Source organism: Methylophaga sp. UBA2689, from assembly GCA_002354555.1.
GTDB lineage: Bacteria > Pseudomonadota > Gammaproteobacteria > Nitrosococcales > Methylophagaceae > Methylophaga.
Window position 1 is genome coordinate 1 of sequence record DELT01000055.1, and the last position, 25,334, is coordinate 25,334.

Genomic DNA, 25,334 nt, shown 5'->3' on the forward strand with positions numbered 1-25,334 from the left:
GTGGCACATGATTTTAATAATCTGCTCACGGTGGTTATTGGCAACTCGCAAATCCTTACAGAATCATTTGAGGATTCCAACAGACTCAAACCGTTAGCGGATATGATTTTACAAGCCGGTTACCGAGGCGCGGACTTAACCCGCAGTCTATTAGCCTTCGCCCGTAAACAACCGCTTGACCCCAAGCCAGAGAGTATCAAACAACTTATCGATCAGCTCTGGCCGTTATTGGAGCGAGCTGTTGGGGAAGGGATTGCAATCAAGTTTATTGCTGAAGGTCCATTAAAGCACGTCTTGGTCGATGCAGGACAGTTTGAAAATGCTCTGCTTAATTTGTCATTAAATGCAAAAGATGCAATGCCAAAAGGCGGACAACTGGTCATTGAAGCCAAAAATACCCATTTACCGGAACAATATGCTCAAAATAATGACATCAGTTCAGGTGATTACGTTGTGCTTGCCGTTTCGGATTCTGGCTGTGGTATTGATGCAGAAAAACTTGATAAAGTATTTGAGCCTTTTTACACCACCAAATCCAAAGACAAAGGGACAGGCTTAGGGTTGGCAATGGTTTATGGCTTTATTAAACAAAGTAACGGTCACGTTAATATCTATTCCGAGCCTGGACAGGGCACAACAGTAAGACTTTACCTGCCAGTCGCAATTGATAATACACTCCAGCGTAAAGTTAATACTCAAGAACCCAACAACTTACAGATTGGTCATGAAACTATTTTAGTGGTTGAAGATGATCCTATGGTAAGGGAATATGTATTAACGCAATTGACAGCTTTAGGTTATGACGTATTGTCAGCCGCTGATGGCAAGCAGGCAATGGATATTCTGCAATCTGAACAGAAGATTGATCTGCTATTAACAGACGTTGTGCTACCTGAAGGATTTAATGGCCGAAAAATAGCTGAGCTGGCACTGAAGCTGAGACCATCATTGCGTATTTTATATACTTCAGGTTATACCGAAAACTCTATTGTTCACCATGGTCGACTTGATAAAGGGGTATTACTCCTATCTAAACCCTATAAGCGTGAAGAGCTTGCCAGTAAAGTCAGAATGGCGCTTGATGGCGAAGGACAAGTCTCATCGGATTAAACTAAATCAAGTTGATCTATAAAAGTACAATCCTGACAGAATCCTTAGTCTAGTTTTTGTTTGTATTACAAATTCCTTTTTTTGTATGACTCATGTGAAGTTATCTTTTTTACAGTTATTTGTAAAAATTTCATGACGCTTTCGAAATTTTATTTACCTCATAATTCACTCAATTACCTCGCCAGCTACACGTTCAAATCTGTCAATGCCCTATAGCAAGAATTAATGCCAAGTGTGACGTTTCGCAGTTAATTTTTATTCGGATTGGCATAACGGTTGCGTAATATTTTGTGCGAGGAATAATGAGATTAGTGCGCTAAATCTAAAGCGTTTTTAATCATTAAAGTAATTGAAAAGTCGGCTTTAGTATTAATAGTGGTGACTCGTTTGAGGATTGCTAATTTAGAGCCATCAAAAGTATTCCTTGTAAATATATGACTGTTTTTTTACTCAGACTATAGAAGGCATTTATTAGGAGGAAGCCATGAAAAACACGAGAATCCTGACATTTGCTTCTTTTACTCTATTTGCATTGCCAGCAGTCGCTGTAAACCCTTATGCAATGGAAGATAATAGCTGGATCAGTATTAATGGTGAAGTTACCTCTGTCACCGCTGATGCGTTTGAATTGGATTATGGTGATGGTCAGATCACTGTAGAAATGGACGATGGTGATCGTGATGCGGATGGTTACAAGTTAATGATGGGAGATGAAGTCAGAGTCTCAGGCATGATTGATGATGATTTTTACGATCTGACTACTATAGAAGCCAGCAGTGTTTACGTAAAAAATATTGATACCTATTTTTATGCGAGTGCAATGGATGAGGAGGATATAGGTTATTCCATAATCTCACCCAGTGTAACGGACACAGTAGTGCAGGGGACCATTACCAGCGTAGATGTGAATGGAGAGCAATTTACGCTGGATTCTGGACTTCAAGAGCTGACTGTCGAAGTGGATGAGTTGACATACAATCCACTTGATGACGAGGGATTTCAACAGCTGGATGTGGGGGACAGAGTAAGTGTGCAGGGAAGCATTGACCACGACTTTTTTGAGGGTCGAGTTTTTGAAGCGAATTATGTAACGACTCTTTATAGCGCTTCATAATCTTTTTAAATACAACAGGCCATGCTGGCTCAGTCGGCATGGCCTTATTTCTAATGTAACGTTTCAAGCGATTATTCTAGAGTTTTATTTTAGTAAGCCGCTTTTATTGTATTGGCTAAACACCTAAAAAATTTAGAGGTGATTGTAAAAATTACATGACTTCGTCATTGGCTGTACATGAAAAATTCATAAGAGAATTTGATTATAAAGTTAATGTGTTTTGTGTTAATTCTATTTCAACATACTGATTTTAAATAGTAATTATTTTAGTTTTTCCGTGTATTTTATAGTAATAATTATTTTGGCATGAGGCTTGCGACATTGTTTAATACAAGGAAAGCATTCGGCTCTTTCTTTGATTTAATACTTGAATACAAAAATTGCCGTTAAATAAAAAGGAGAATGAAATGTTTAAGCAACTATTTCTTTCAACTGCAATTGCTACAGCTTTTGCTGTTACACCTGTCTTAGCAGATGATCATGAAAAAATGAATAAAGATGATCCTGAGTGGGAACAAAAAGTTAATAAAACCAAACACGACATGGACAAAGATCACAAGAACAAAGATCATAAGGATAAAAGCAGTCAGGATGGTAAAACTGTGACCTATGACGAAATGGATGAAGACATGGACGTGGTGCCTGACAAAGAGGCCTATGATAAGAGTAAGAATGGAAACGATAAGCACCCAGCGCATAAAATGGGCGAGGAAGGATATCCTCAATAAAGTAACTTGAGCGCTAAATAAAATTCTAAGTTCAATGGGAGCGTAGCGTTTTTAATGGAGTAAGTAGCTGGTTGATTTCTCAGTGTTGACCAACTAATTTACTATGGAAGTAACGCTACGTTTTCATTTTTTTATCAAGCTAATTTTTCACCTAAGCACTTCATTTTTAGCAAATGAAATGTTAAATCCTTAAGACATTTAACTTCATATTCTTATTTAACATAAGCCTTAATGCTTTCTTTAGCATTTTGGATAGGAGTTTAAAATGGCTACACAACTCATTAAAATGACGATTTTTGCCAGCATGATTACGAGTCTGCCTTTATTGGCAGATGAAATGAATGATGTAAACGAGATAGAAAATCCTGTTACTCATAGTAATAATATTTCAAGTGACAAATCTAGCCGGGGTACTGTGACACAAGGAGTAATAGGAGCTGAAGCAGATGAAAACAAGAAGCTGGTTCCAGAATCATCCCCCGCTGCGACGGAAAAGGATACTGATCCCAATATCCGTCTGAAAGATGAGATCACTGAAGATATTGAAACATTTGAAGCGGAATAATGATTTAGGGCTTGTTTATCTTTCATATCCACCACTGCTGGCGGCTATTTTGTGTCCGACAAGGCGGAAAGCACGCCGTGTAGTCTTCCTACATAAGTGATTTACAACCCAGGCGGCCAATAATTTATTTTATAACTGTTTAAGTGTCTGACAGGCATTATGTCCCTCACTTAGTAAAATGATGTTTTTGTGTATACAAGCATCGTTCCAGCCATTTACATTATCCGGAGCGGCTCGTTTGGAAAAAAATTCCAAGTCTACGGCCACTGTATCGGTAAATTGATACAGTTCAATTCGTTCACTCTTCCATTGGCCAACCCAACCACCTTCAGCATTTTCAATCAAGGTTTGGCGTTGATACTGCTTTTCAAACCCGGCCGCTTCAACATCTGCAATCTGGATTAACTGATCATTAAACGAGATTTTATAGAGTAGCATCAGGCCTAGTAAAAGTGCCGCAAAACATAGGGTATTAATAAAATGATCTGTGGTGGTTAAACCGGGATTTTTGATATGGCATTGGACACAATTATTGGCTGTTCGTGCTACCTGATATTCACAGTTTCGACATTTAACCAGTTTTGCCATTGTAAATTCCCTTTTTTATATTGTTGGTCAGAACAGGAAAGGTCAGCTGGCAAGCTTGCGATAGTTATCTAAAATCCAATGCACTCTTTCACAGGCTTGAATGTAATCCACGATCATCGAAACAGGGGGGGATTGGATGCCCTCGATACTCATACGGGTATATTCAAGGCTGTGGATTAGACTTCCCAGTCGGGGATCCAAAACTGTGATTTCACCAATATTAAGCCTGCCCTGTTTAATTAAATCATTGTTTGGCTTGTCTGAAGATGCAGATAAATAATTGATTTCCTTTTCTAAAACATCCCAGGCTTTACGCATGGAATAAATGGGGAACACTGTGGCTTCTTTTTTCAGTGACATCCATTCCTTCTCTGCTTTCTTTGCATGATTGTTATTCATAATCATTATTCCCAAATGGGTTTATAAGGCTTGGCCTAGGTTTTACTAAGCTGTTGTTTACGTTCTGTAATTTTTTCACCTAGTAATGCAAGATCCACACTGCTGTCTTGCATTAAAGGAAACATTTCGTCTTCTTCTTCCTTAACATGATGTTCGATGTACTCAGAGAGCACTTTTACTTTGGCATCAAACAATTCTTCATCGGCCTGCATTTGCTGAATTTGCTTGATTAACATCTTGGCACTGTCGTGTTCAACCTGTGCTTCATCGACCAGATCTTTTGCATCAGCAAGTTTTTCACGAAAAGCAGGGTAGATAATTTCTTCTTCTAATTGGGTATGCAGTGTAAGTTCTGCACAAATTTCATCTGCCAGTTTTTTCTTATGAACAAACGCATATGGCCCGAGCTCTTCGTATTGGGCAAACGCCTGTTTAACTTTCTGATGATCTTTTTTCAATAAGCTTATGGCGTTGTTCTGTGTCTCTTTTGCATCAGTCATGTTTTAAAACCTTTCGATTTATGGAAGTAAGTATCAGTCCTTTTGCAAATTATGTACCTGAGATAAATAAATCTTTGCCACAGCTTGGTGCGCTTGAATATAGCGGTGAGTTTTATAAGGGTTATGTGAATAAAAGAAAATAAAATATGGGTAAAAATTACTGGCAGTTACAGAAAAAATTATAGGGATAAAACTGAATTTACTCTACGAGTCCAAGACTGAAGTTTCCCTAACCTCATTAAGGCTTACTTTCGATGTCTGGCATAAGGCTTGCTGACAGTGATTAACATGCACTTCTCAAGTGTGAGTTAAATCAGGTAGGAATTTCCAAAGTTTGTATTGAACGATAAGTTAAATGTAATGCTGAAAGGAAAAACATAATGACTGAAATGAACTCGGAAGATCTAATCAAAAAGCTCAATAATTTAATTGAACTCGATTACGATGCCATTGCTGCCTATAAAGCAGCGATTGAGCGTCTTGAAGACATGCAATTTAAACAACAATTAGCCGCATTTATGGAAGACCATCAAAACCACATTACGGCTTTAAGTGAATCAGTACGCCTAGAGGGTGGTAATCCGGCTGATGGCGGTGATTTAAAACAAATACTGACCAAGGGCAAAGTAGTGATAGCAGAATTAGGTGGAGATGATGCGATTCTTAAAGCAATGAAAATGAATGAAGAAGTTACTAATAAAAGTTATGAAGAAATGGTTAATGAGCCCTTCCCGGGAACAATAAAACTCATTTTACAAAATGGTTTGGCAGATGAAAGACGTCATCGAGCATGGCTTAATGCAACGCTCGAGCAAATTTCTTGATTGCGTACAAATAAACTCAATTCGTTAACTAATCAGACCTCTATGGCAAAGATTAATCATTAGGAGTTAATACTATGTGGAAAGCACTTTTTTTGACCATGACACTAGCTTTCTCGTCGGTCATATTATCTGGATGTTCAGATGAGCAGGATAATCAGATGGGGCAAGACTCTGAGCTTGATGCTGACCCACAGTGGAGCGAAAACCCCTATGGTGACGAGGATGTGGAGGAAATTGAAAACCCTCAATCAGCTGAAGAAATCAACCGCAACAAAGATGATGACGATTTAACAGAACCTCCTCCTTATGATGAAGAAGAAAGTGGTTTAGATGAGGCAACTGAACAAGGTGTTGGGCAGCAATATTAAGATTGCTTCACCGAATTCTGTCTTATCAACGAGAACCCAATAAATCATAGAGGTTTATTGGGTTTTCTTTTAAATTAATGAATTTTTGACCCCCTTTGGACACCTGATTGATTCTGTCTCCATGGTTTACCCTCACAAAAAGCATAATTTTTACAGTCTGCAGTGCAACCACGGCAAGGTAACCGTTTCGATTGCAGGCTGTGTTTCAAATTTGGCTCAGATTTACTATTACGCATATTTCCAACTCGTTTAATAATTGATTATTAAAGTAGCGTTTTCCAGGTGAATATGTCGTGAAAAATTTATTCTTCTGCAAAAAGTAAGCTTTCAAATAAAACCATTGCCACTTATTAAACTGCTTTAGCTTCAGCTCTGGAAAAGACTATGATGTCTGCAGAATTAAATAGCGTTATTTTCATCGACAATTCAGCCGATATAAATAAGGATTTATAACAATGCGTTGGAAGGGAAGACCCAAAAGCAGCAATATTGAAGACAGACGGGCCATGCGAAGTTCAGCCGCAGGTGGTTTTGGACGTGGTGGTTTACGATTATTACCGTTGGTTTTTCGATTTCTTGGTTTTAAAGGTACTTTGTTTGTTATTGTCTGTGTGGTTGCATATGGTTTGTTTACCGGCAATTTAGGCAATATGCTGTATGCGCTAGGACTAGGAGATAGTCCGCCAACCAGTGTTGCTACAGAAACGCTTAATCAAACGCCACAAGAAAAGGAACTGGTGGAATTTGTTTCAGTAATCCTCGCCGATACCGAGCAGACGTGGAGCAGTATCTTTCAGGAAAATGATGAGCAGTATCAGGAGCCTCGTCTGGTATTGTTCAGAGGAGCGGTACGATCGGCCTGTGGAACGGCTCAGTCAGCAATTGGCCCTTTTTATTGTCCAGCGGATCAACAGATTTATCTGGATCTGAATTTCTTCGATCAACTCAAAAACCGATTCAAAGCTCCTGGTGATTTTGCTCAGGCTTATGTAATTGCCCATGAAGTAGGACATCATATTCAGACCCTGATGGGAATTTCAGAGAAAGTTCATACTGCCCGCAGCCGGTTAAATGAAACAGAAGCCAACAAACTCTCTGTCAAACAGGAACTGCAGGCAGACTGTTTTGCCGGTATCTGGGCCAATCATGCAAATGATCAACGTCAGCTTTTGGAAACGGGTGATATCGAAGAAGGTTTAAGAGCTGCCAGTGCGATTGGTGATGATGCTTTGCAAAAGCAGTCCCAAGGCTATGTTAGCCCTGACTCATTTACCCATGGCAGCTCGCAACAACGAATGCAATGGTTTAAAACGGGATTTGAAACTGGAGATATCGCGCGTTGTAATACATTTGCAAACGGTTAATCTCTTTAGGAAAGAATTTTTTATTTTAAAAACTACAGCTTCTCTGCTCACCGGATGCAATTCTTTTGGAAGCTTAAAATTTAATATTCCCCATTTTGTATTGATTAATGTACTTAACACAGACCATTTCGATGCTTTCGTTAGTATTTATGGATGTGATTAATACCAAAAACGGGCTATTTAAATTACGGTCAATTACACCTTTTGGATTATTGCTTGCGGGTGCAGATACCAGCAACATAGAATGGCGCGTTTTTTCTTATAATTATTTGGAGTTTAACAATGTCAGAACCCGTATGGTTTAGAACCGCAGAAGCCACCGTTTTTGCCAGTGAAGATCAAGGCACCGATGCGATGCCGGAAATTTTAATTGGCAGCACCAAAGGTCCGGCAGGCCAGGCATTTGCCAATTTGATGGGGCAGACAGAAGGTCACACCCGTATGTTTGCCATTCGTGCCACCAATCAACAGGTTAAACCTGCAACCATGATCGTGCCTAAAGTCACCATCAAATCTAGCAGTTATGTGGAACTGTTTGGTGGTCCAGTACAATCCGCGGTGGCTGATGCGGTATTGGATAGTGTTATTGAAGGCGTAATACCAAAAGAACATGCCGATGATTTGTGCATCGTGGCGATGATTTGGATCGCTCCAGATGCGGCTGCTAATCCGGATGTTGATCGCAAGGATTTATACCGCACTAATTACGAAGCCATGAAACTGGCCATCAAACGTGCGATGTCAGGTTCACCAACAATTGATGAGCTGATTGCCAACCGCAATAAAATCCATCATGAAATGTATGATCCTGAGACTGGTGAATCAGCCTGGTAAGTTAAACCCGTATTCACTAAAAAACCCTCTTTGTGTAAGCAAAGAGGGTTTTTTTATGGTTGAAGGGCAAATAAAAGCCTATCAATGCTCGTTAAATAACCTTTCATAGAAACCACGTTCAAAATCGCGTAGTGGCTTACGCGCTACATTGCGGTTATCACTATCTGAATGGTAATTGGAAAGTAACTGTACAAAGTACAATGACTTACCTGATTTTGTATTGATTTTGCCGGCCAGATTGTAAACGCCATATATAGAACCGGTTTTTGCCGTTACTTTACCACTCAATGGGGTATTGATCAGGCTGCTGCGGTATCGCAGGGTTCCTGACTGGCCAGATACGGGAAGCGTATCAACCAAACCTAGTTCCTTGTTGCTGAAGATGTACTGGACCACCTGCATTAATTGCTTGGCGGTGACCCTATTGTTACGTGATAACCCTGAACCATCCATGATGATGGCACGAGATAAATCAATACCGGCTTTTTCCTTAAATACCGCTTTGATGGCGGCCGCACCATTCTCATAACTACCAGGTTGTTTGTAATAAACTCGCCCTACCGTTTTAAGCAGATTATCAGCAATCAGGTTATCAGACCGTTTCATCATCAAATCGATTAGTGTCATCAATGGTTCAGATTGATGCAAGGCAATAACGGTTCCGTTTGCGGTATCGTCACGAATAATTTTGCCACGTAATCTGATTCCGGCACGATCCAGTTCCTCTTGAAGAACCTCTTTGAGATATAAGGTGGTGTTTTGTACTGCGAGATGGAAGTTTACCGGTAAACGATGCGAGCCAACGCAGCCGTTAAGAGAGAAGTGATTTTTATTGTCGGCAGTCAGCTTGAGATCACAATCAATATTCTGATTTTCCAGGCCTTCGCGGATGATGATATCGTCAGCACTGATACTGATATACGGCGAGCCACTGGCTTTCAGACCTTTAACGGGGGCTGGGGAAGTACCCTCTATTTTTCCGTAGATACAGTTACCATTCATGGTAATGCTACTGGAAGGTGCACTGTAACAGACACCCATAATATCCCATGGTAAGCCAACAGCACGCTCAGAGGTGTCGAAGGCGCTGCCATTCAAATAGAGGTTTCCATCGATAGTAGTTTGCTTGAGTTTAAGCTTTTCGACCAAAACACGCAGATGGGTACGAGTAAAAGTCGGGTCACCACTGAAATTGATTATGGCATCTTTTTCAGTCGTTTCCATTGTGGTTTCAAACCGAAAATCTTTATCCAGAACCAGGCGAGCTCCGAGACCGGTAATGATTTTCTGCAAACTGGCAGGTTGTTGGAACTGTTCAGCACGTTCAGAGTAAATTTCCTTGCCACTTGCAGTATCGACAACATACAAAGCAATATCTGCACCTTCCGGTGTAGGCTTGCCATTCAATGCCGGGTCAGAGAAAGTTTGTGTAGCTTGAGTTGAAAAACTAAATAAAAGCAACATTGCCAGGGTGAGATATTTGGTCATACAGTCCAGTGATACTTGAGTTTAAGGTTGAAAGATTGCAAAGCCTAACATGAAAATCAGCATTTGATTTGAAACAAAAAGCTGTCGTTGGAGAAACTCTCACAACAACAGCGTATGGCAGGTGAAACTTAAGTGTACATCGGTTTGTTTTCGGCTACATTCATCCAGCCTTTGGCTATTCGATAGATAACCCAAATCGCATTTGCCAGCAGAATGAAAACACCTATAACAACGGCACTCAATAAAGCACCAATCAAGCCCCACAAAAGACAGAACCAGAAGGTACGGATCTGCCAGCGAAAATGTGACTCAAGCCATGTACCACGGACATCATCACGTTTGATGTAGTTCATGATAACGGCCACCAGGAAGGTTAAACCAACAATAAATGATGCTGCTTGCAGTGCATAAATGACAATCGTCAGTGTTTTGGCTTGATTAGAATTATTTTTCATAACGGGATCTGGGGAAGGAGTTGGAATGACTCTGGGTTCAGACATGAATTATCCTTTGGTTATCTGCCTGCAAGGATAAATCTTTTGCAGGCAGATACCAAAATTTTTATCTCAGGAAAAAGTTAAGTTAGGAAAAGTTTTGTACCGCTTAGATTAGTTGGTTTGATTAATTAAGCGTTTCGTGAGGAGTGGAATTGTTGCAGTGTGCACATCCATCAATTAAATGAGCATGATTGTAAAATTTTCTTCTGGCTACATGTATTGCGGTTTTGCTATCCGGCAGGTCACCCAAATGAACCCGTTCTACCGGAGGTGGCAGGTTAGGGCATCCTTCTGGACACACATGATGAATATCGCATCCGTTGTTAGGTAAGTTAGGATTTGAATCTAAGTAATAACTTGCCATATCGATATCTCCCTGATTTCAAAAACATCTTTGTTTTCCGTTAGGCCAATATTGAACTAACAGGTAAGTCACATAATTATTAATACTCCTATAACTCTATTCAACGTAAATGAATAATTCCTGTTTTCACAGGAAACTTTACCCATCAATACCTAAGGAAAACGGAAAACCTATTAATTAACAGTAGGTTGAAGCTGTAAATTTAGATACTTAATACAATGTTATTTAAACAAAATAACAATCCTCCATAGAAAAATGATAACTAAGTCACGCTTTTCGCGCAATAACGTAAAAAATAATTCAAAAGTGTTAAATGTGTCACGTTTATTATGCTTATAAATCGGTTTTAACGATTGTTTTTATATGAATAAACTGTTTTACAGCTCAATTCGTTGTCAGTATTGTGACAATCCTAAACAAATTAGCCACTACAACGAAATTATATAGGGATTTAATCATATGAAAACAACCAGCCAATTAGCTGATATTGGTGTCGTCGGCCTTGCTGTAATGGGCCAGAATCTTGCTTTAAATATAAACGATAAAGGCTTTACTGTTGCAGTTTACAATCGCACAAGCACAAAGGTAGATGAATTTATGCAGGGCCCTGCAAATGGCACCAGAATCATTGCCTGCCACGATTTGAAAGCATTTACTGAGTCTTTGCAAAAGCCCAGGAGGGTGATGCTGATGGTAAAGGCGGGGAATGTAGTCGACAGCTTTATTCAGCAACTTTTACCTTATCTGGAAAAAGGTGACATCATTATCGATGGTGGTAATTCTTTGTTTAATGACAGTGATCGCCGTACTCAGGAATTACATCAGCAAGGCATTCTGTTCATTGGCAGCGGTGTGTCTGGTGGTGAAGAGGGTGCCCGACATGGACCTTCGTTAATGCCTGGTGGTAATAAAGCCGCATGGCCAGCAATAAAAGACATATTCCAATCAATTTCTGCACAGGTAGATGGTGAGCCTTGCTGTGACTGGGTAGGAAATGATGGCGCAGGTCATTATGTGAAGATGGTGCATAACGGCATTGAATATGGTGATATGCAACTAATCTGCGAAGCTTATCAAATGATGCGCGAGGGCATGGGCCTGTCGGGAGATGAAATACAGCAAGTCTTCGCAGAATGGAACGAAGGCATACTGGACTCCTACCTGATTGAAATTACTCGTGACATTCTTAAAGTAAAAGAACCCGATGGCAGTTTGTTAATTGACCATATTCTGGACACTGCAGGCCAAAAAGGTACCGGCAAATGGACAGGTATGAACGCATTGGAGTTAGGTACGCCGCTAACCTTAATTGGTGAGGCAGTATTTGCCCGTTGTTTGTCAGCCTTGAAAGATGAACGGGTTACGGCTTCTCGCGTATTGCCGTCCAAGGCAACCGCATTTACCGGGGATAAACGTGAAATGATTGATGCGGTAAGAGATGCACTTTATGCCTCGAAAATCATTTCCTATGCCCAAGGCTACATGTTAATGCGTGAGGCAGCGGCAACCTATGGTTGGCAGTTGAACTATGGTGGTATCGCGATGATGTGGCGTGGAGGCTGTATTATTCGGAGTCAGTTTTTATCCAACATCCGTGATGCATTTGAGCGTGATCCGAACTTGCAGAACCTGTTGCTGGATGAGTTCTTTATTGACGCCATTAGCGAAGCATTACCTGGCTGGAGAAAAGCGGTCGTTAAAGCGATTGAGATTGGTGTGCCGGTACCGACATTCAGCAGTGCTTTATCATTTTATGACGGTTACCGCAGTAAACGTTTGCCAGCCAACCTGTTACAGGCACAACGCGATTATTTTGGTGCGCATACCTACGAACGACTCGATAAACCCCGAGGTGAATTTTTTCACACCAACTGGACAGGGCGCGGCGGAAACATATCTGCAAGCAATTACGATGTCTGAATGAATTCAATGCATTAGTGATATGTTTGCCGGTTTCCAACTGGTGTGGACGTTCAATATAGAACCTGCAATGTTTTCGATTTGGTGGATTATGTACTTTATATTGTCACTGGGTTGGGATTGAACGTTGCGATGATGACAGCCGGTCTTGATTCTATTTCTGCCAGCCTATTGGCGCAATTAACAGAGAGGTTTTGCAGATGAAAATTATTATTCTGGGTGCGGGACAGGTCGGCAGTTCGACGGCAGAAAGTCTGGTCAATGAAGGTAACGATGTCACGGTGATTGATCAAAACCCGGTATTGCTGGAGCGATTGCAGGAGCATCTGGATATTCGAACGGTGGTCGGATATGCAGCACATCCTGGCACCTTGTTAAAAGCAGGTATTAAAGACACCGATATGCTGATCGCAGTCACACATAATGATGAGATCAACATGATTGCCTGTCAGATTGCCAGTTCACTATTTAATACGCCCAAAAAACTGGCACGGATACGTGCCGCAGATTATCTGGAATACCCGGCTTTATTTGCGCTGGATGCCGTGCCAATTGATGTCATTATCAGTCCTGAACAATTAGTTACTGATTACATTACCCATCTGATTGAGCAACCTGAAGTTTTGCAGGTTCTGACCTTTTTTGAAGATCGTGCACGACTGGTCGCCGTTAGAGTAGATGCCGGTAGTATTATGGATGGTAAAGCGATCCATGATTTGCTGGATCTGCTCCCCAAAATTCAAATGCGTATCGCGGCCATTTTCCGCAATGAGAGTGCTATTCCATTGGGTGGAAAAATCATTTTGCAGGCTGAAGATGAAGTGTTTTTTCTGGCCGAAAAACATCAAATCAGTGAGTTGGTAAAAGTATTCAAAAAAGATTACCAACCCTATAAACGAATATTTATTGCCGGTGGTGGACAGATTGGTAAACAACTGGCACAGCGACTGGAAAAGTCGCATAACGTTAAAATTATCGAACATAATGAAAATCGGGCACGGGTGATCGCCGAAGATCTGCATCACAGTCTGGTATTGCATGGTGATGTAGGCGATGCCGGCCTGCTTAAAGAAGAATATATTCATAAAACGGATGTGTTCTGCGCCGTGACTAACGACGACGAAGCTAACATTTTGTCTGCGATGTTGGCCAAGCGTCTGGGAGCTCGCAAAACCTTTTCCATTATCAGTAAGGCCAGTCATGTTGAACTTGTTGAAGGAACCAGCATTGATATTGCCGTATCGCCCGCACAAATCACCATTGGGACCTTATTGACCCATATTCGTCGTGGTGATGTGATTACCGTGCATTCCTTAAGACAGGGGGCTGCAGAAGCAATAGAGATTGTGGCACATGGTGATAAGCAAACTTCTAATGTTGTGGGACGCAAGCTCTCAGAACTCAAACTACCTAAAAGTGCTACCGTCGGAGCGATATTACGCAAAGAAAAGATTTTGTTTGCCGAAAAAAATATTCAGATTGAAAGCGGCGATCATCTGGTCATCTTTTTGACCGAACAGCAGGATGTCGATGAGGTTGAAAAATTGTTTCAAGTGGGATTTGAGTTTCTGTAAATCAGTTTATTACAGATGTAGGAGCTTCAGTTTGTATCATCCGTCTTGAATATTTACTTTTTCCTTAAAAGTTCATCTTGATAATGAAACAATATCTGTGATTTTCTAAAGCATGCCAATTGAAGTCTATGCAGTTTTTATATTCACCTCAGCGTTGCTGGCCCTAGCCCCCGGGCCAGATAATATCTTTGTGCTTACCCAGTCAGCACTTTATGGTAAACGCAGTGGGATTCTGATTACCTTAGGTCTATGTACTGGCTTGGTTTTTCATACCTGTTTAGTGGCATTTGGTGTTGCCACTATTATACAAACCTCTGACTGGGCATTGAGTGCTTTGAAGGTCATCGGCGCACTCTATTTGGTCTACCTCGCCTGGCAGATGCTTAACAGTCAGACAGAAGATTTATCAGGTAAAGACGTAGTATTAAGTGATACAAACTTATATCTGCGCGGCATTGTGATGAATGTAACTAATCCCAAAGTTAGTATTTTCTTTTTGGCCTTTCTACCACAGTTCGCCAGTTCAAACTATGGTGCGATTACCCCACAAATTATATTGCTCGGGACTATATTTGGTGCTGTTTCACTCTTTATCTTTAGTGGTATTTCCATATTAGCTTCCAAGCTTGGTGACTTGCTTAAAAGAAAACCCAATGCTCAGGTTTATCTCAGTCGTATGACAGCACTGATTTTTGTTGTGTTGGCGTTTAATCTTTTGATGGGCCTAATTAGTTGAGTCAAAACGCTAAAAGTCAGTAAATTGACTCAGTGCCTTGTTGACGTTTAACGCAGGCATCAAAAATCTGGTCATGAATAAAATCCGCTGATTTACTGGTTGGCTGGATAAATACCTGTTTGGCAATTTGCAGTAAATCATCACGGCCTTGAGATTTTTTGTAAATCGATTTTATCTTGGTTTCAAACGTTTCCCAGTCGTCGCCCTCGGTTTGACGGATTTTCTGGATTTCATAGGCAGTACCTGCCTGATAGGCACAACTTGTAATGGTCCCATGCTCAAGATTTTCTGCCTGGACTGAACCTATGCTCACACAAACAATTGTCATCATGACTAAGTGTTTCATCTGACATACCCCACTACTAAAACTCACACAGAAACCTTGCTAAATGCTTTGAATCATCATGACATATTATGTGCAGAATAATACTAGGGCTTGTATGAAAGGACGTTGCTATGCTAACAAGGGTGCAAGAAGTCCAAAGGAGCTGAAGTCTATGAGCAAAGAAATAGAACAAAGCATGATCATTCTGGCCCGACATCGTTTGAAATGGTTGAGAGTTGCCCTGGCGGGACGGAATGCCGATCTGAATCTGGTACAGAACACCTTTCATCAACTGACAGGGTTAACGAGTTTAAGATTTGTCCAGGATAACGGCCTTAGTCAGGCGACAGCAAAAGAGCTGGCTATTATTGATAATCTGGCGATATTGAATGTTCAACAGAAACACCCTGAAGTCCTGGAAAAGTTTTCCAATGAATCGCAGGAATTGTCTAAATATCTGGATATGCCTGCCCGGGATTTACTTGATTTGCTGTTTAAGGAAGGAGGCCGGTTTCAGAATCAGGAGGCCATTTCAGTGGCTATGCACCGGGGCTTGATCAGTGATATTCATCACGAGAAAGAAGCCTACGACAGATTGGATGCACGTGAGCAGAAACAGGACATGTGAAAACCTGTTTACCAGTCTATGATTTTTCCTTGCCAATCCAGAAATGACAATTCACCGTCAGTTGGTAAACCCTTTAGAATTTCAAATAATCTATCGGCAACAAAATCCGGGGTGAATAACTTATCGTCAGGCACATTTGTATTATATGGACGAGACAGTGGAGAGTCAGTGGTACCGGGATGGAAGGCCAGTAACTTGACCATTTTGGCGCGACGGGCATATTCAATGGCAGTGGATTTTAACAGCATATTCAACGCTGCCTTGCTAGCGCGATAGCTATACCAACCTCCCATATGATTATCATTAATGCTGCCAACCCGTGCACTGAAGATGGTTACCTGACAGGTTTCAGCATATTTGAGTACAGGTAAAAGCTGTTTCAGCCACAGTACAGGCGTAATGGTATTGATATTAAACACATGGTTGATGGAAGCTGCTGTAAGTTGTTCCAGACGCTTTTCAGGTTTTACTGATGCATCATGCAGAATGCCATGACAGATGAAGACTTTTTCAAAGTTACGTTGCTGTTCATAAAACTGCATCGACAGATTGCTCATACTTGCTTCGTCGTATTCCGACTGATACCAGATGACACCTGCAAACTTATCAGGTTGTGGCCCACGACTTACAACCACAATATTTTCAGCAGTTAAGTAGGTCAATAATTTTTCAATGATGGCCTGAGCAATCTGCCCACTGCCGCCAATAACTAAAGCGGATGTTTTCATTTGTTGATTATGCGCCTGATGATGTGAATTTTGTGTGTTAAAAAATTTACTCGTTCACACGCTCCTGCGTGTGAACGTAAGTAAGATAATTTCATTAGGAGCAATTTCTGAGATCCATTTAAATGCTTTATAAATTGCAAAACAAATTAGACTATTCAGTCAACATTCATTAACAATGCTTTAACGTCTCATACTTCGAGCTCTATAAAGCAGTGAAAACTTATCACTGCCGTCTGCTGACAAATGTTCTATCGGATACATAGTGGCGATAGACTTCTTTTTTTCTGTAGGTATTAATGGATTAGTGCACAATCTTATGAAAATACTCAAACAGCGATATCTGAATTTACTCAGTTTATTTTCACTGAATAACCTTATGAGCCTGGTCTTGTCAGTTTTAGTGACAGGTTTGCTCACGGTTCAGGCAGAAGAGGCGACCACTCCCGCTGAGGACTGCGGTGAAGCGGAAATTCGTTACAGTGATAGCCCGGAGCTTACTCGCGCAGAAAGAATAGCGTTAATGGAAAAAGCTTTTTTTGATTCGGTCAACCGCTTTGAGTCATGCAATTTGTCTGATCCAAATAATACGTCTGCAACTGGCAGCGATGGTGGAGAGAGTGGCGAACAGGGCGGTGGAGAAAATCAGGGTGGTAACGCTGGTAATAGCTCAGTCGCCAGCCAGGAAATGCAGGGCACTGAACCTGAGACAGAAACGGAAAGCTCAATGCCAGCTCAAGCCGGTACAGCAGATTCAGTTGAGCCATCTGAAAATGAGGGTGGTTCGGTGGTTTCTTCTGGTGGAGCAGATAACGGTGCTATCCCGGAAGATATTCCATCCGCCAATAATGACGATGCCATTGCTGCACAAATCAGGCTCGCTGCTGAAGCTGAACAAGATCCAGAGATTAAAAAGAAACTCTGGAACGAATATCGTAAATATAAGGGGATGAACATTGTTGAAGACTGAATCATTTAGAGCCCCCTCCAGGTTTCTTATTTATCTGATTATTCTTACCCATGTGCTGACGGGGTGTGCTACTACATCCTCAGGCAGTTTAAAAACTGGTCCACAGCTGGCTTCTGCCCAGGAACAAAACAAAGAAATACCCTATCAGGGCGTTAAACTGGACGTTATTATTCCGGTCTTTTCGCCAGGGCTTTCCGATTCAGCCGCTGAATATGAAGAAGAAGGTATCTGGCCTGAATTGAGACGAGCGGAAGCCAACCGATTTGCCTATAAATTAAAAACGGCTTTGGATGAAAGTGGTAAGTTTGGTGCGGTTCGAGTCGCCCCCAACAGCACTGCCTCGGGTGATTTATTTACCGTTGGTGAGATCATTGAATCAAATGGTCAAGAGCTTGAGTTTAGTCTCAGAGTGGTCGATGCTAGCGGCAAACAGTGGCTAAATGAAACCATTGATCACGAAGTTGGTGAAGGTTTTTACAAAAATCCCAGAAACGATGGCAAAGATCCTTACGATCCGGCTTTTGATAAAGCGGCCCAGGCGATAATTGAAGCCTTGCTCAAACAAAAGCAAAGCGAACTGGCTCAATTGCAAAATATTAATGATCTTCGTTTCGCCGCCAGCTTCAATGAACAGGCCTTTAAGGAATATCTCGACACCAGTGGTCAACAAATCAAGCTGGTAAGTATGCCAAGCGATGCTGACCCAATGTTTGAAAGAGTCAAATCAATCCAGGTTCGTGAACAGTTATTTGTTGATAATCTGCAGCAGAATTACAGTGCATTTTCCCAGCAAATGGATGACAGCTATCTGGCCTGGCAGGAAGCAAGTGCCACTGAAATGCAATTACGCAAAGAAGCCAAAACCAAAAGCATCTGGAAAATGATTGGTGGGGCAGTTTTGATCGGTGCAGCTGTTGCTGCCGCCACCTCAGGCAGTTCCAACGATCCTCGTTTTGGCCGTGATCTCGCTACGGTTGCCGGTGGTATTGGCGGTGCTGTGTTGATCAGCAGTGGCTTTAAATCCCGTGAGGAAGCCAAGTTTCATCAAGAGGCATTAAACGAATTAGGTGAATCGGTGAACTTGGAAATGGCACCACAGGTGATGACTTACGAAGAAGAATCGGTCGAGTTAACAGGTGATATTGATGAGCAGTTCCGCCAGTGGCGAGCTTTTTTGAACCGGATGTATCAATTAGAAGCTACGCCTGATGTACAGCTGTAAATTACACTTGAGGTTCAGCCCTAGATCATGATCCATCAGAAAATCGCTGAGGCTAAACTCGCTAAACGAAAATTATTTTTCAAAACATTGCTTATTATCATTTTGCTTAGCGTGTTTTGCGTGGCGTTAATCTTGTGGGCATCAGCTCCCAAAAACAGTTTCAATAATGACGAAACTGACCAGCCAATGGATATTGTTGATATTTCATCACAGGAAACTGTCAGCGAGGACCAAGAAACCTTGCGTCAGCAATATCTCGATGCCTATGCACATTTTGAAAATACAATTAAACCCGAGTTAAACAAGATCGATCTGCCCACGTGGGATAAACCGCTGGCCGACCGTTTAAATGCAAATGAAAGTGCTGCAATAAAACAGTTTGGTGAAGCTAAATATGCTCAGGCTAATGCGACTTTAGAAGCTCTGATTAAACTGGCTGAAACAACTATCGCAGATAGCCAGAATCAATTTGAATCGGCAATGCAAACTGCTCAACAGGCTTTTGATAACAATCAGTATGAGCAGGCTAAAGCCGCGATTTCCAAAGCATTGATGTTGGATAGTAGCTCTAATCAGGCTTCGGAATTAGCAGAAAGAATTGAGCTATTACCGGAGATTGCAGCTTTAGTTGAGCAAATTGAAGTCGCTAAAGTCGAAAATAATCGCCAGACCGAGCTGACATTAATCAATCAGTTATTAACGCTAACGCCAGAAAGAGAAGCGTTGAAGCAACGTGCTCAGGCGTTGCAAACCACACTCAATAATCAAAAATTTCAATCGCTTATCTCCCAATCCTATGCTGCAATTGATGACGGTCGCATTGAAGCCGCCAAATCAGCATTGAGTCAGGCCCGAAATATCTACTCCAATCGCTCCGAGCTTAGTGATGTAAATACAGCGATACAACAATATGAAAAAAACCAGCGGATTCAGTCGGGTCTGACCATCGCCGCCCAGGCCGAGTCCAAAGACAACTGGCAAGCTGTAAAAACCAATCTTGAGCAGGTGGTTAAGGAAAACCCCAATAACAAATCAGCCACAGAAAAACTGGCCATGGCCAACAATATATTGTCACTGAATAAACAGATTGATGACTATTTGGAATCGCCTTATCGACTGTCAAACAACCAACTGGCAGCACAGGCGCGTGCTGCCATAAATGCTGCTGCAGCATATCGTAATCAAAGCCTCTCGCTGACCCGTAAAAGCCGTGAACTGGAAACAGTATTAACTGCAGTGAACCAGACGGTTCCTGTTGAAGTTCGTTCCGACAATCAAACGTTTATTCAGGTGCGGGGTGTTGGCAATGTTGGTGAGGTTGATTCAAAAGTGATTCAGCTTAAACCAGGCCAATATACTTTTGAAGGTAAACGCAAGGGGTACAAGTCAAAGTTAGTTGAAGTCACTATTCCTTACGATGTGAACCGTTTTAGTTTGACACTGGTGTGTGATGAGCCAATTTAATCAGCAACTGGAACTTGCCCGTAAACGTCAACACCGAATGTATCTGTGGTTACTGACATCATTTGTGCTGGTTTTCCTGATTATAGTGACGGTGATCTTTGCATCACGTGGTACCCGTGTTGAAGTTCAGCCGGATGATGCTTCTGATGTATCAATTAATGCTGAGTCCTGGCTGGCAATGGTTATTTTGGATTCAGTTTATTCGCTTGCCGAATCTACCCAAATTCAGGTGACTGCGGAAGGCTTTTATCCTCACAGCAAAACCATTGAACGAGCTGATACAGGCAAAGTCATTACGGTCACATTAACCCCGCTGCCGGCACAGGTTGTATTGTCCACATCGCTTGACGATAATCTCACTCAATGGCTGATAGACGATGAAATCATCGCAGTAGCGAATCACCTTGAATATGAACTTCCTGCGGGTGAGCATCAGCTCATTGCACAGCATCCACATTATCAAACTACGACGATCGATCTCACACTCAGTCGTGGTGAAACAGTCATTCAGGATGTTGAGCTGCCACCGTTGCAAGGTGAATTTGTTGTAAATTCGGTGCCAACCGGGGCAATGGTAACGGTAGATGCTGTTGAGGTTGGCAAAACACCACTCACAATACCACTTCAAGGCGGTTTTCATGATGTGCAGTTAACATTGCAAAAATATGAAACCACCGAAGAAATTATCGAGATAAAAAATTCCAGCCCAACAATAGAAAGAAACTATCGTTTGTCTGCAGAAACAGCGGCTGTGTTGTTAAATCTTCAACCCTCAGGTGGTCAACTGACTTTGAATGGGCTGCGGATCGATAATCAGCATCGCATTTCGGTTGAAGCAGGTAAACAAAATCGATTGAACTATTCCAAGCCGGGTTTTTTCTCCAAAACTGAAACGTTCACGTTGGATACCAATGAAAAAAGAACCATTGGTCTCACCTTGGAAGAAGAAATAGGCAAGGTAGAAGTTCTATCCACACCATCTGCTGAAGTGAAAATTGATGGAAAAACGGTAGGGAATACGCCAATTGAGCTGGAATTAAATGCCATTCCACATGATGTACAGCTGAGCCTTCAAGGATATCGAACGGTCTCGAAAAGCATTACTCCGTCAGCTGCTGCACCCCAAAAAATATCCGTTACTTTAATTCCCGAAGCCCAAGCCAAAAAGGCTGAAGCTCCAAGAGTGTATAAAACCAAAGCCGGTGGTGAAATGGCGCTGTTTTTCCCCAACGACATTATTAAAATGGGGGCAGGGCGTGATGAGCCGGGGCAACGTGCCAACGAGTTTTTAAAACAAGTTCGACTCAACCGACCGTTTTATGCCGGTACACATGAAGTGACTAATGCAGAATTCCAGCAGTTTGATAGCAGCAAATCTGGCGATGCCCAATTACCGATCACCAATGTGAGCTGGCTGGAAGCGGTCAGATTCTGCAACTGGTTAAGCCAGCAGGAAGGCTTAACACCTGTTTACCAGCTGCAAGGTAATCAGCTTATTCAAATTAATAACAATGCCGATGGCTATCGATTATTAATGGAAGCTGAGTGGGAATGGCTGGCTCGAAAAGCGGGTAAACCCGAGCAAACTTTGTTCGTATGGGGCAATGATAAAACCATCCCAACAGAAGCCGTGAATATTGCTGATGAATCTGCCAAAGGCAGTGTAAAGCTATATGTGCCAAGATTTTATGATGGTTATGCCGGAATTGCTCCAGTGAAGAGCTTTGACCGCGAAAAGTCTGGGCTTTACGATTTGGGTGGCAATGTCAGCGAATGGACTCATGACAGTTATTCACTAATAGTGCCAAAACTGGATACCGTTTATCCTCATATTCTTGATAGATCAACCATAGCAATGCGGGTGATAAAAGGCGCAAACTGGCGTTCAGGTTCACTCAGTGAATTAAGAGCGTCCTACCGTGATGGAGCAGAACAGGGACGCGATATTCTGGGCTTTAGAATCGGCCGATTTTTATCTGGAGGAAATGAGTGATGCTATTAAAAAGAATCTTACTGATTGGGGCTTCAATCATGCTTTTAGTGGTCTTATCGTTGATGATTCACAATGCCTGGGCAGGCGGTAAATCCGTTATCAGTCTGAACTCACCCGTTTCGTTCCCAGTGGATATCTGAACATGAGTGATTTGATGAAAAGCTTTGCTGCCTTAATCGTATCGATCATTGTGGTACACATGATTTATATCGGCTTTATCCGGCCAGAAGCTGCACAACTGGTTGAGTTTGCCTTGCAACAGCAACAGTCCTCACCACGTAATATTGTGGTTATCATCAAAGACTACGAACAGGAAATCTGTTTTATTCTGATGTTTTGGGGCTGTTTTTTAATTGCCAGCTCTTACCGTGAGATTCTCAAAACAAAATACCTGTACAGCGTCGATTTGATTGAAGATCCAACCAACAGTAATGAACCACCAAATGATAAATCTGAGCATAAAGAACTGGATGTAAATCGTATTATTCAACGGTTGGATAGTGAGATTCCCCAGGATTTAATCTCCTCGCCACTGGTTCAGACTTTACGCGCATCCTTATGGCGTTACAGTTCGACTAATAATGTACAAAATCTCTCGGATGCTATTGAAAGTAATCTGGAAGCGCTGGCCGTCAAACAGGATTCCGAAAACTCCATGATCCGTTACTTGATCTGGGCCATTCCTTCTATCGGCTTTATCGGCACAGTACGTGGTATTGGTCAGGCGCTTTCACAAGCTGATCAAGCACTTGCTGGGGATATTTCCGGCATGACTGATAGTCTTGGTCTGGCATTTAATTCGACATTGGTTGCCTTATTGATCAGTATCTTTCTGATGTTTTTGTTCCATCAACTGCAACGTATGCAGGATAGTCAGATCGTTGATACCCAAAGCTATTGCGACAAATATCTGTTGAGACGCATTCGCTAACAGCAAATGGCCTATCGACGTAAAAAAACTGAAGGTTCCAGTCTGGCATTCCTGGATATCATGTCCTGTGGCCTCGGTGCGGTTATCCTTGTGTTTATGCTGGTCAAGCAGAAAATTGATGAAACCCCGGTTGAAATCGATAACCTTAAACAGGACATCAGTCAGCTTGAACAGGTGCGGGATGATGCTGAGACTACATTGGGTCAAATAAGAGAACAGCTAAGCAATGAAAATGCGCGTTATCAAGAGTTAAAAAAACAACTGGATGACAAGCAGTCGACACTGGCGAGTCAGAGTCAGCAGGTTCAACGATCTGAAAGTGAACTGGATGAGCTCAAATCCAGTATTACTTCCATCGAAGTGCCACAACAACAGCAGGATTTGGTTGAATCTCCTCGCATTAATGAAGAAAACTATCTGTTAGGACTAAAAGTTGAAGGTCCAAAAATAGCGATTCTGGTTGATACCAGTGCTTCAATGACCAATGAAAAACTGATTGATATTATTCGCACTAAAAGCAGTTCCCAGCAAAACAAGCAGAATTCCGCCAAATGGCAACGCACTAAAAATGTTGTTGAGTGGTTACTGGCACGAACACCGGAAAACAGTGACGTTGTGGTGGTGGCTTTTAGCGAAGATGCCAAGGTGTTAGGTAATAACAAAGGTTGGCAAAAAGCCAGTGCATCACAAACGACTGCTTCAATTATGAGTGATTTGAACTCCATTGTTCCGGAAGGCGCAACCAACCTGCAAAAAGGCTTGAATACCGTAAACCAGTATTCGCCATCCAACCTCTACGTGATTACTGACGGTTTACCGACCAAAGGTGAATCCCAATATCGTAGCCTGAATCCTTTTTCCAGTTGCAGTTCGCTCACCGGAGATGCCCAGACGATTTCCGGTGAATGTCGGGTAAAACTGTTTCAGCAAACCATCAATGAAAGCGGGAAGCGGGGAGTGCAGGTGGATGTCATTATGCTGCCACTTGAAGGGGATCCTGATGCCGTTAATCAATACTGGATTTGGGCTGCCACTACCGGTGGATTACTGATCAGTCCGGCGAGTAACTGGCCATGAAACATCGTAGAAAAGGGATCGATATATTCAGTCTGTCTTTTCTGGACGTGATTTCCTGTGGGTTTGGCGCAGTGGTAATGCTGATTTTGATCTCTAAAACCGATGTCGATGTTTCTACCGCCGGTGCTGATGATGTCAGCAGTTTGCTGGCCTCGTTGATTGGTCTGGAAAACTCGGTGGCTGAAGTCAGTCAGCAAATTGAGCAGGAGCTTTCGACGTTAGAAGGCTTATCGGGTGAAAAACAGGCTATCGCTCAGGCTGAATCTTCTTTGGAAAATCAGCTCAAAGCACTGCAGCAAAAAAATGCCGCACTGGAAGAAAATATTTCTGGATTAAGTCTGGTGGAATCACGCCTAAAGCAGGCAGCTTTGCCAACGCCAAGGAAATCTGCTGATAAGCGTTCCGAAGAAGTCGGGGGTATTCCGGTCGACAGCGATTATGTGGTGTTTATTATCGACACGTCCGGAAGTATGAAACAGATATGGTCGCGGGTATCCAGAGAAGTGGTGAACGTGTTGAATATTCACCCTGAAGTAAAAGGCTTCCAGATATTAAATGATATGGGGACATCGATGATTTCCGGCTACGATGGCCGTTGGATGCCGGATACGCCCTCAACAAGAAACAGTGCCATCAGAATGTTTGAGAATTGGTCAGTAGTCTCCAACAGCAGTCCGGTGGAAGGCGTGGAAATGGCGTTGAGAAAATATGCCAAACCCAATATCACTACTTCAATCTACGTATTTGGGGATGATTACACCGGATCATCATATGACCCTGTTATTGACCGTTTAACCAAACAGAACAAGCAACTCAGCGATGGGCGACGATTAGCCAAAATTCACGGTGTGGGCTTTTTATCCGTTAACAGCACTGACAGATTCAGCATATTGATGCGAGAGTTGACCAAACGTAATGAGGGTACTTATATCGCTTTACCACCTTGAGGTCTGTTTATCGGTTTCCCCCGGTGAGGACAATCGGAGCCAGAATGTGTAATACCTCGTTGCCACGCTCCAGCGTGTG

Annotated in this window: 27 protein-coding genes; 20 read left to right on the plus strand and 7 right to left on the minus strand. The window is 42.1% G+C overall.

Features of this window, described 5'->3' with window-relative positions; genetic code table 11:
• The 4 genes from B3M51_RS05610 to B3M51_RS05625 all read left to right on the plus strand — a co-directional run.
• Positions 1-1,110: ATP-binding protein (locus tag B3M51_RS05610; RefSeq protein WP_292757443.1), on the plus strand; the 1,110-nt coding region annotated here is incomplete at its 5' end.
• Positions 1,111-1,594: 484 nt separating this feature from the next.
• Complete coding sequence (locus tag B3M51_RS05615; RefSeq protein WP_292757445.1) at positions 1,595-2,224, plus strand: DUF5666 domain-containing protein; 630 nt, start codon at positions 1,595-1,597, stop codon at positions 2,222-2,224.
• 407 nt (positions 2,225-2,631) lie between these two features.
• A complete protein-coding gene (locus tag B3M51_RS05620; RefSeq protein WP_292483689.1) occupies positions 2,632-2,952 on the plus strand; it encodes a hypothetical protein in 321 nt (106 codons plus the stop codon).
• Positions 2,953-3,217: 265 nt separating this feature from the next.
• Entirely contained in the window at positions 3,218-3,517 is a 300-nt protein-coding gene (locus B3M51_RS05625; RefSeq protein WP_292757447.1) for a hypothetical protein, read from the plus strand.
• 129 nt (positions 3,518-3,646) lie between these two features.
• Here B3M51_RS05625 and B3M51_RS05630 read toward each other — a convergent pair whose 3' ends face one another.
• The 3 genes from B3M51_RS05630 to B3M51_RS05640 are packed head-to-tail and all read right to left on the minus strand — an operon-like array spanning position 3,647 to position 5,004.
• On the minus strand, positions 3,647-4,105 hold the full coding sequence (locus B3M51_RS05630) for a hypothetical protein (RefSeq protein ID WP_292757449.1): 459 nt from the start codon (positions 4,103-4,105) through the stop codon (positions 3,647-3,649).
• A 42-nt stretch (positions 4,106-4,147) separates the two neighbouring features.
• Complete coding sequence (locus B3M51_RS05635) at positions 4,148-4,504, minus strand: hypothetical protein (protein WP_292757451.1); 357 nt, start codon at positions 4,502-4,504, stop codon at positions 4,148-4,150.
• A 35-nt stretch (positions 4,505-4,539) separates the two neighbouring features.
• Positions 4,540-5,004, minus strand: a complete 465-nt coding sequence (locus B3M51_RS05640; RefSeq protein ID WP_292483681.1) for a hemerythrin domain-containing protein — start codon at positions 5,002-5,004, stop codon at positions 4,540-4,542.
• A gap of 380 nt (positions 5,005-5,384) precedes the next feature.
• Here B3M51_RS05640 and B3M51_RS05645 point away from each other — a divergent pair, with 380 nt between their 5' ends.
• The 4 genes from B3M51_RS05645 (at position 5,385) to fae (ending at position 8,394) form a co-directional block, all read left to right on the plus strand.
• Positions 5,385-5,828, plus strand: coding sequence for a DUF2383 domain-containing protein (locus B3M51_RS05645; RefSeq protein ID WP_292483679.1), 444 nt, complete (start codon positions 5,385-5,387; stop codon positions 5,826-5,828).
• Between the two features lie 74 nt (positions 5,829-5,902).
• Positions 5,903-6,196 carry a hypothetical protein gene (locus B3M51_RS05650; protein WP_292757454.1) on the plus strand — a complete coding sequence of 98 codons (294 nt, stop codon included), beginning with the start codon at positions 5,903-5,905 and terminating at the stop codon, positions 6,194-6,196.
• Positions 6,197-6,651: 455 nt separating this feature from the next.
• Positions 6,652-7,560 carry a KPN_02809 family neutral zinc metallopeptidase gene (locus tag B3M51_RS05655; RefSeq protein ID WP_292757456.1) on the plus strand — a complete coding sequence of 303 codons (909 nt, stop codon included), beginning with the start codon at positions 6,652-6,654 and terminating at the stop codon, positions 7,558-7,560.
• Positions 7,561-7,842: 282 nt separating this feature from the next.
• Entirely contained in the window at positions 7,843-8,394 is a 552-nt protein-coding gene (gene fae, locus B3M51_RS05660) for a formaldehyde-activating enzyme (protein ID WP_292357016.1), read from the plus strand.
• 81 nt (positions 8,395-8,475) lie between these two features.
• Here fae and dacB read toward each other — a convergent pair whose 3' ends face one another.
• On the minus strand, positions 8,476-9,882 hold the full coding sequence (gene dacB / locus B3M51_RS05665; protein WP_292757458.1) for a D-alanyl-D-alanine carboxypeptidase/D-alanyl-D-alanine endopeptidase: 1,407 nt from the start codon (positions 9,880-9,882) through the stop codon (positions 8,476-8,478).
• Positions 9,883-10,010: 128 nt separating this feature from the next.
• Positions 10,011-10,382 (minus strand): DUF4870 family protein, encoded by a 372-nt coding sequence (locus B3M51_RS05670; RefSeq protein ID WP_292757460.1) that lies wholly within the window; start codon positions 10,380-10,382, stop codon positions 10,011-10,013.
• A gap of 820 nt (positions 10,383-11,202) precedes the next feature.
• On the opposite strand from B3M51_RS05670, the gene gnd reads away from it, so the two are divergent.
• The 3 genes from gnd to B3M51_RS05685 all read left to right on the plus strand — a co-directional run bounded on the left by gnd (position 11,203) and on the right by B3M51_RS05685 (position 14,973).
• The gene (gene gnd / locus B3M51_RS05675) at positions 11,203-12,663 is read left to right on the plus strand and encodes a decarboxylating NADP(+)-dependent phosphogluconate dehydrogenase (protein ID WP_292757462.1); all 1,461 of its coding nucleotides are present in this window, start codon (positions 11,203-11,205) and stop codon (positions 12,661-12,663) included.
• Between the two features lie 200 nt (positions 12,664-12,863).
• Positions 12,864-14,237 carry a Trk system potassium transporter TrkA gene (gene trkA, locus B3M51_RS05680; RefSeq protein WP_292757464.1) on the plus strand — a complete coding sequence of 458 codons (1,374 nt, stop codon included), beginning with the start codon at positions 12,864-12,866 and terminating at the stop codon, positions 14,235-14,237.
• Positions 14,238-14,349: 112 nt separating this feature from the next.
• Positions 14,350-14,973: a LysE family translocator gene (locus tag B3M51_RS05685; protein ID WP_292757466.1), complete on the plus strand. Its 624-nt coding sequence runs from the start codon at positions 14,350-14,352 to the stop codon at positions 14,971-14,973.
• Between the two features lie 16 nt (positions 14,974-14,989).
• Here B3M51_RS05685 and B3M51_RS05690 read toward each other — a convergent pair whose 3' ends face one another.
• Complete coding sequence (locus B3M51_RS05690; RefSeq protein ID WP_292757468.1) at positions 14,990-15,319, minus strand: hypothetical protein; 330 nt, start codon at positions 15,317-15,319, stop codon at positions 14,990-14,992.
• 151 nt (positions 15,320-15,470) lie between these two features.
• Here B3M51_RS05690 and B3M51_RS05695 point away from each other — a divergent pair, with 151 nt between their 5' ends.
• A complete protein-coding gene (locus tag B3M51_RS05695; protein ID WP_292757470.1) occupies positions 15,471-15,926 on the plus strand; it encodes a hypothetical protein in 456 nt (151 codons plus the stop codon).
• 8 nt (positions 15,927-15,934) lie between these two features.
• Here the strand turns inward: B3M51_RS05695 and B3M51_RS05700 are convergent, their stop codons facing one another.
• Positions 15,935-16,654 carry an SDR family NAD(P)-dependent oxidoreductase gene (locus B3M51_RS05700; protein ID WP_292757472.1) on the minus strand — a complete coding sequence of 240 codons (720 nt, stop codon included), beginning with the start codon at positions 16,652-16,654 and terminating at the stop codon, positions 15,935-15,937.
• Between the two features lie 316 nt (positions 16,655-16,970).
• Between B3M51_RS05700 and B3M51_RS05705 the strand changes: the two genes are divergently transcribed.
• The 8 genes from B3M51_RS05705 to B3M51_RS05740 are packed head-to-tail and all read left to right on the plus strand — an operon-like array spanning position 16,971 to position 25,255.
• A complete protein-coding gene (locus tag B3M51_RS05705) occupies positions 16,971-17,621 on the plus strand; it encodes a hypothetical protein (RefSeq protein WP_292757474.1) in 651 nt (216 codons plus the stop codon).
• On the plus strand, positions 17,608-18,843 hold the full coding sequence (locus B3M51_RS05710) for a hypothetical protein (RefSeq protein WP_292757476.1): 1,236 nt from the start codon (positions 17,608-17,610) through the stop codon (positions 18,841-18,843). The genes B3M51_RS05705 and B3M51_RS05710 overlap by 14 nt, the downstream gene beginning before the upstream one ends.
• Positions 18,844-18,870: 27 nt before the next feature.
• Entirely contained in the window at positions 18,871-20,307 is a 1,437-nt protein-coding gene (locus B3M51_RS05715) for a hypothetical protein (protein ID WP_292757478.1), read from the plus strand.
• Positions 20,294-22,300 (plus strand): PEGA domain-containing protein, encoded by a 2,007-nt coding sequence (locus B3M51_RS05720; RefSeq protein ID WP_292757480.1) that lies wholly within the window; start codon positions 20,294-20,296, stop codon positions 22,298-22,300. The genes B3M51_RS05715 and B3M51_RS05720 overlap by 14 nt, the downstream gene beginning before the upstream one ends.
• On the plus strand, positions 22,300-22,440 hold the full coding sequence (locus tag B3M51_RS05725) for a hypothetical protein (protein WP_292757482.1): 141 nt from the start codon (positions 22,300-22,302) through the stop codon (positions 22,438-22,440). The genes B3M51_RS05720 and B3M51_RS05725 overlap by 1 nt, the downstream gene beginning before the upstream one ends.
• A gap of 2 nt (positions 22,441-22,442) precedes the next feature.
• A complete protein-coding gene (locus B3M51_RS05730; RefSeq protein ID WP_292757484.1) occupies positions 22,443-23,231 on the plus strand; it encodes a MotA/TolQ/ExbB proton channel family protein in 789 nt (262 codons plus the stop codon).
• 6 nt (positions 23,232-23,237) lie between these two features.
• A complete protein-coding gene (locus tag B3M51_RS05735) occupies positions 23,238-24,308 on the plus strand; it encodes a VWA domain-containing protein (protein WP_292757486.1) in 1,071 nt (356 codons plus the stop codon).
• A complete protein-coding gene (locus B3M51_RS05740) occupies positions 24,305-25,255 on the plus strand; it encodes a hypothetical protein (protein WP_292757488.1) in 951 nt (316 codons plus the stop codon). Before B3M51_RS05735 ends, B3M51_RS05740 begins: the two co-directional genes overlap by 4 nt.
• Positions 25,256-25,334: the final 79 nt, after the last annotated feature.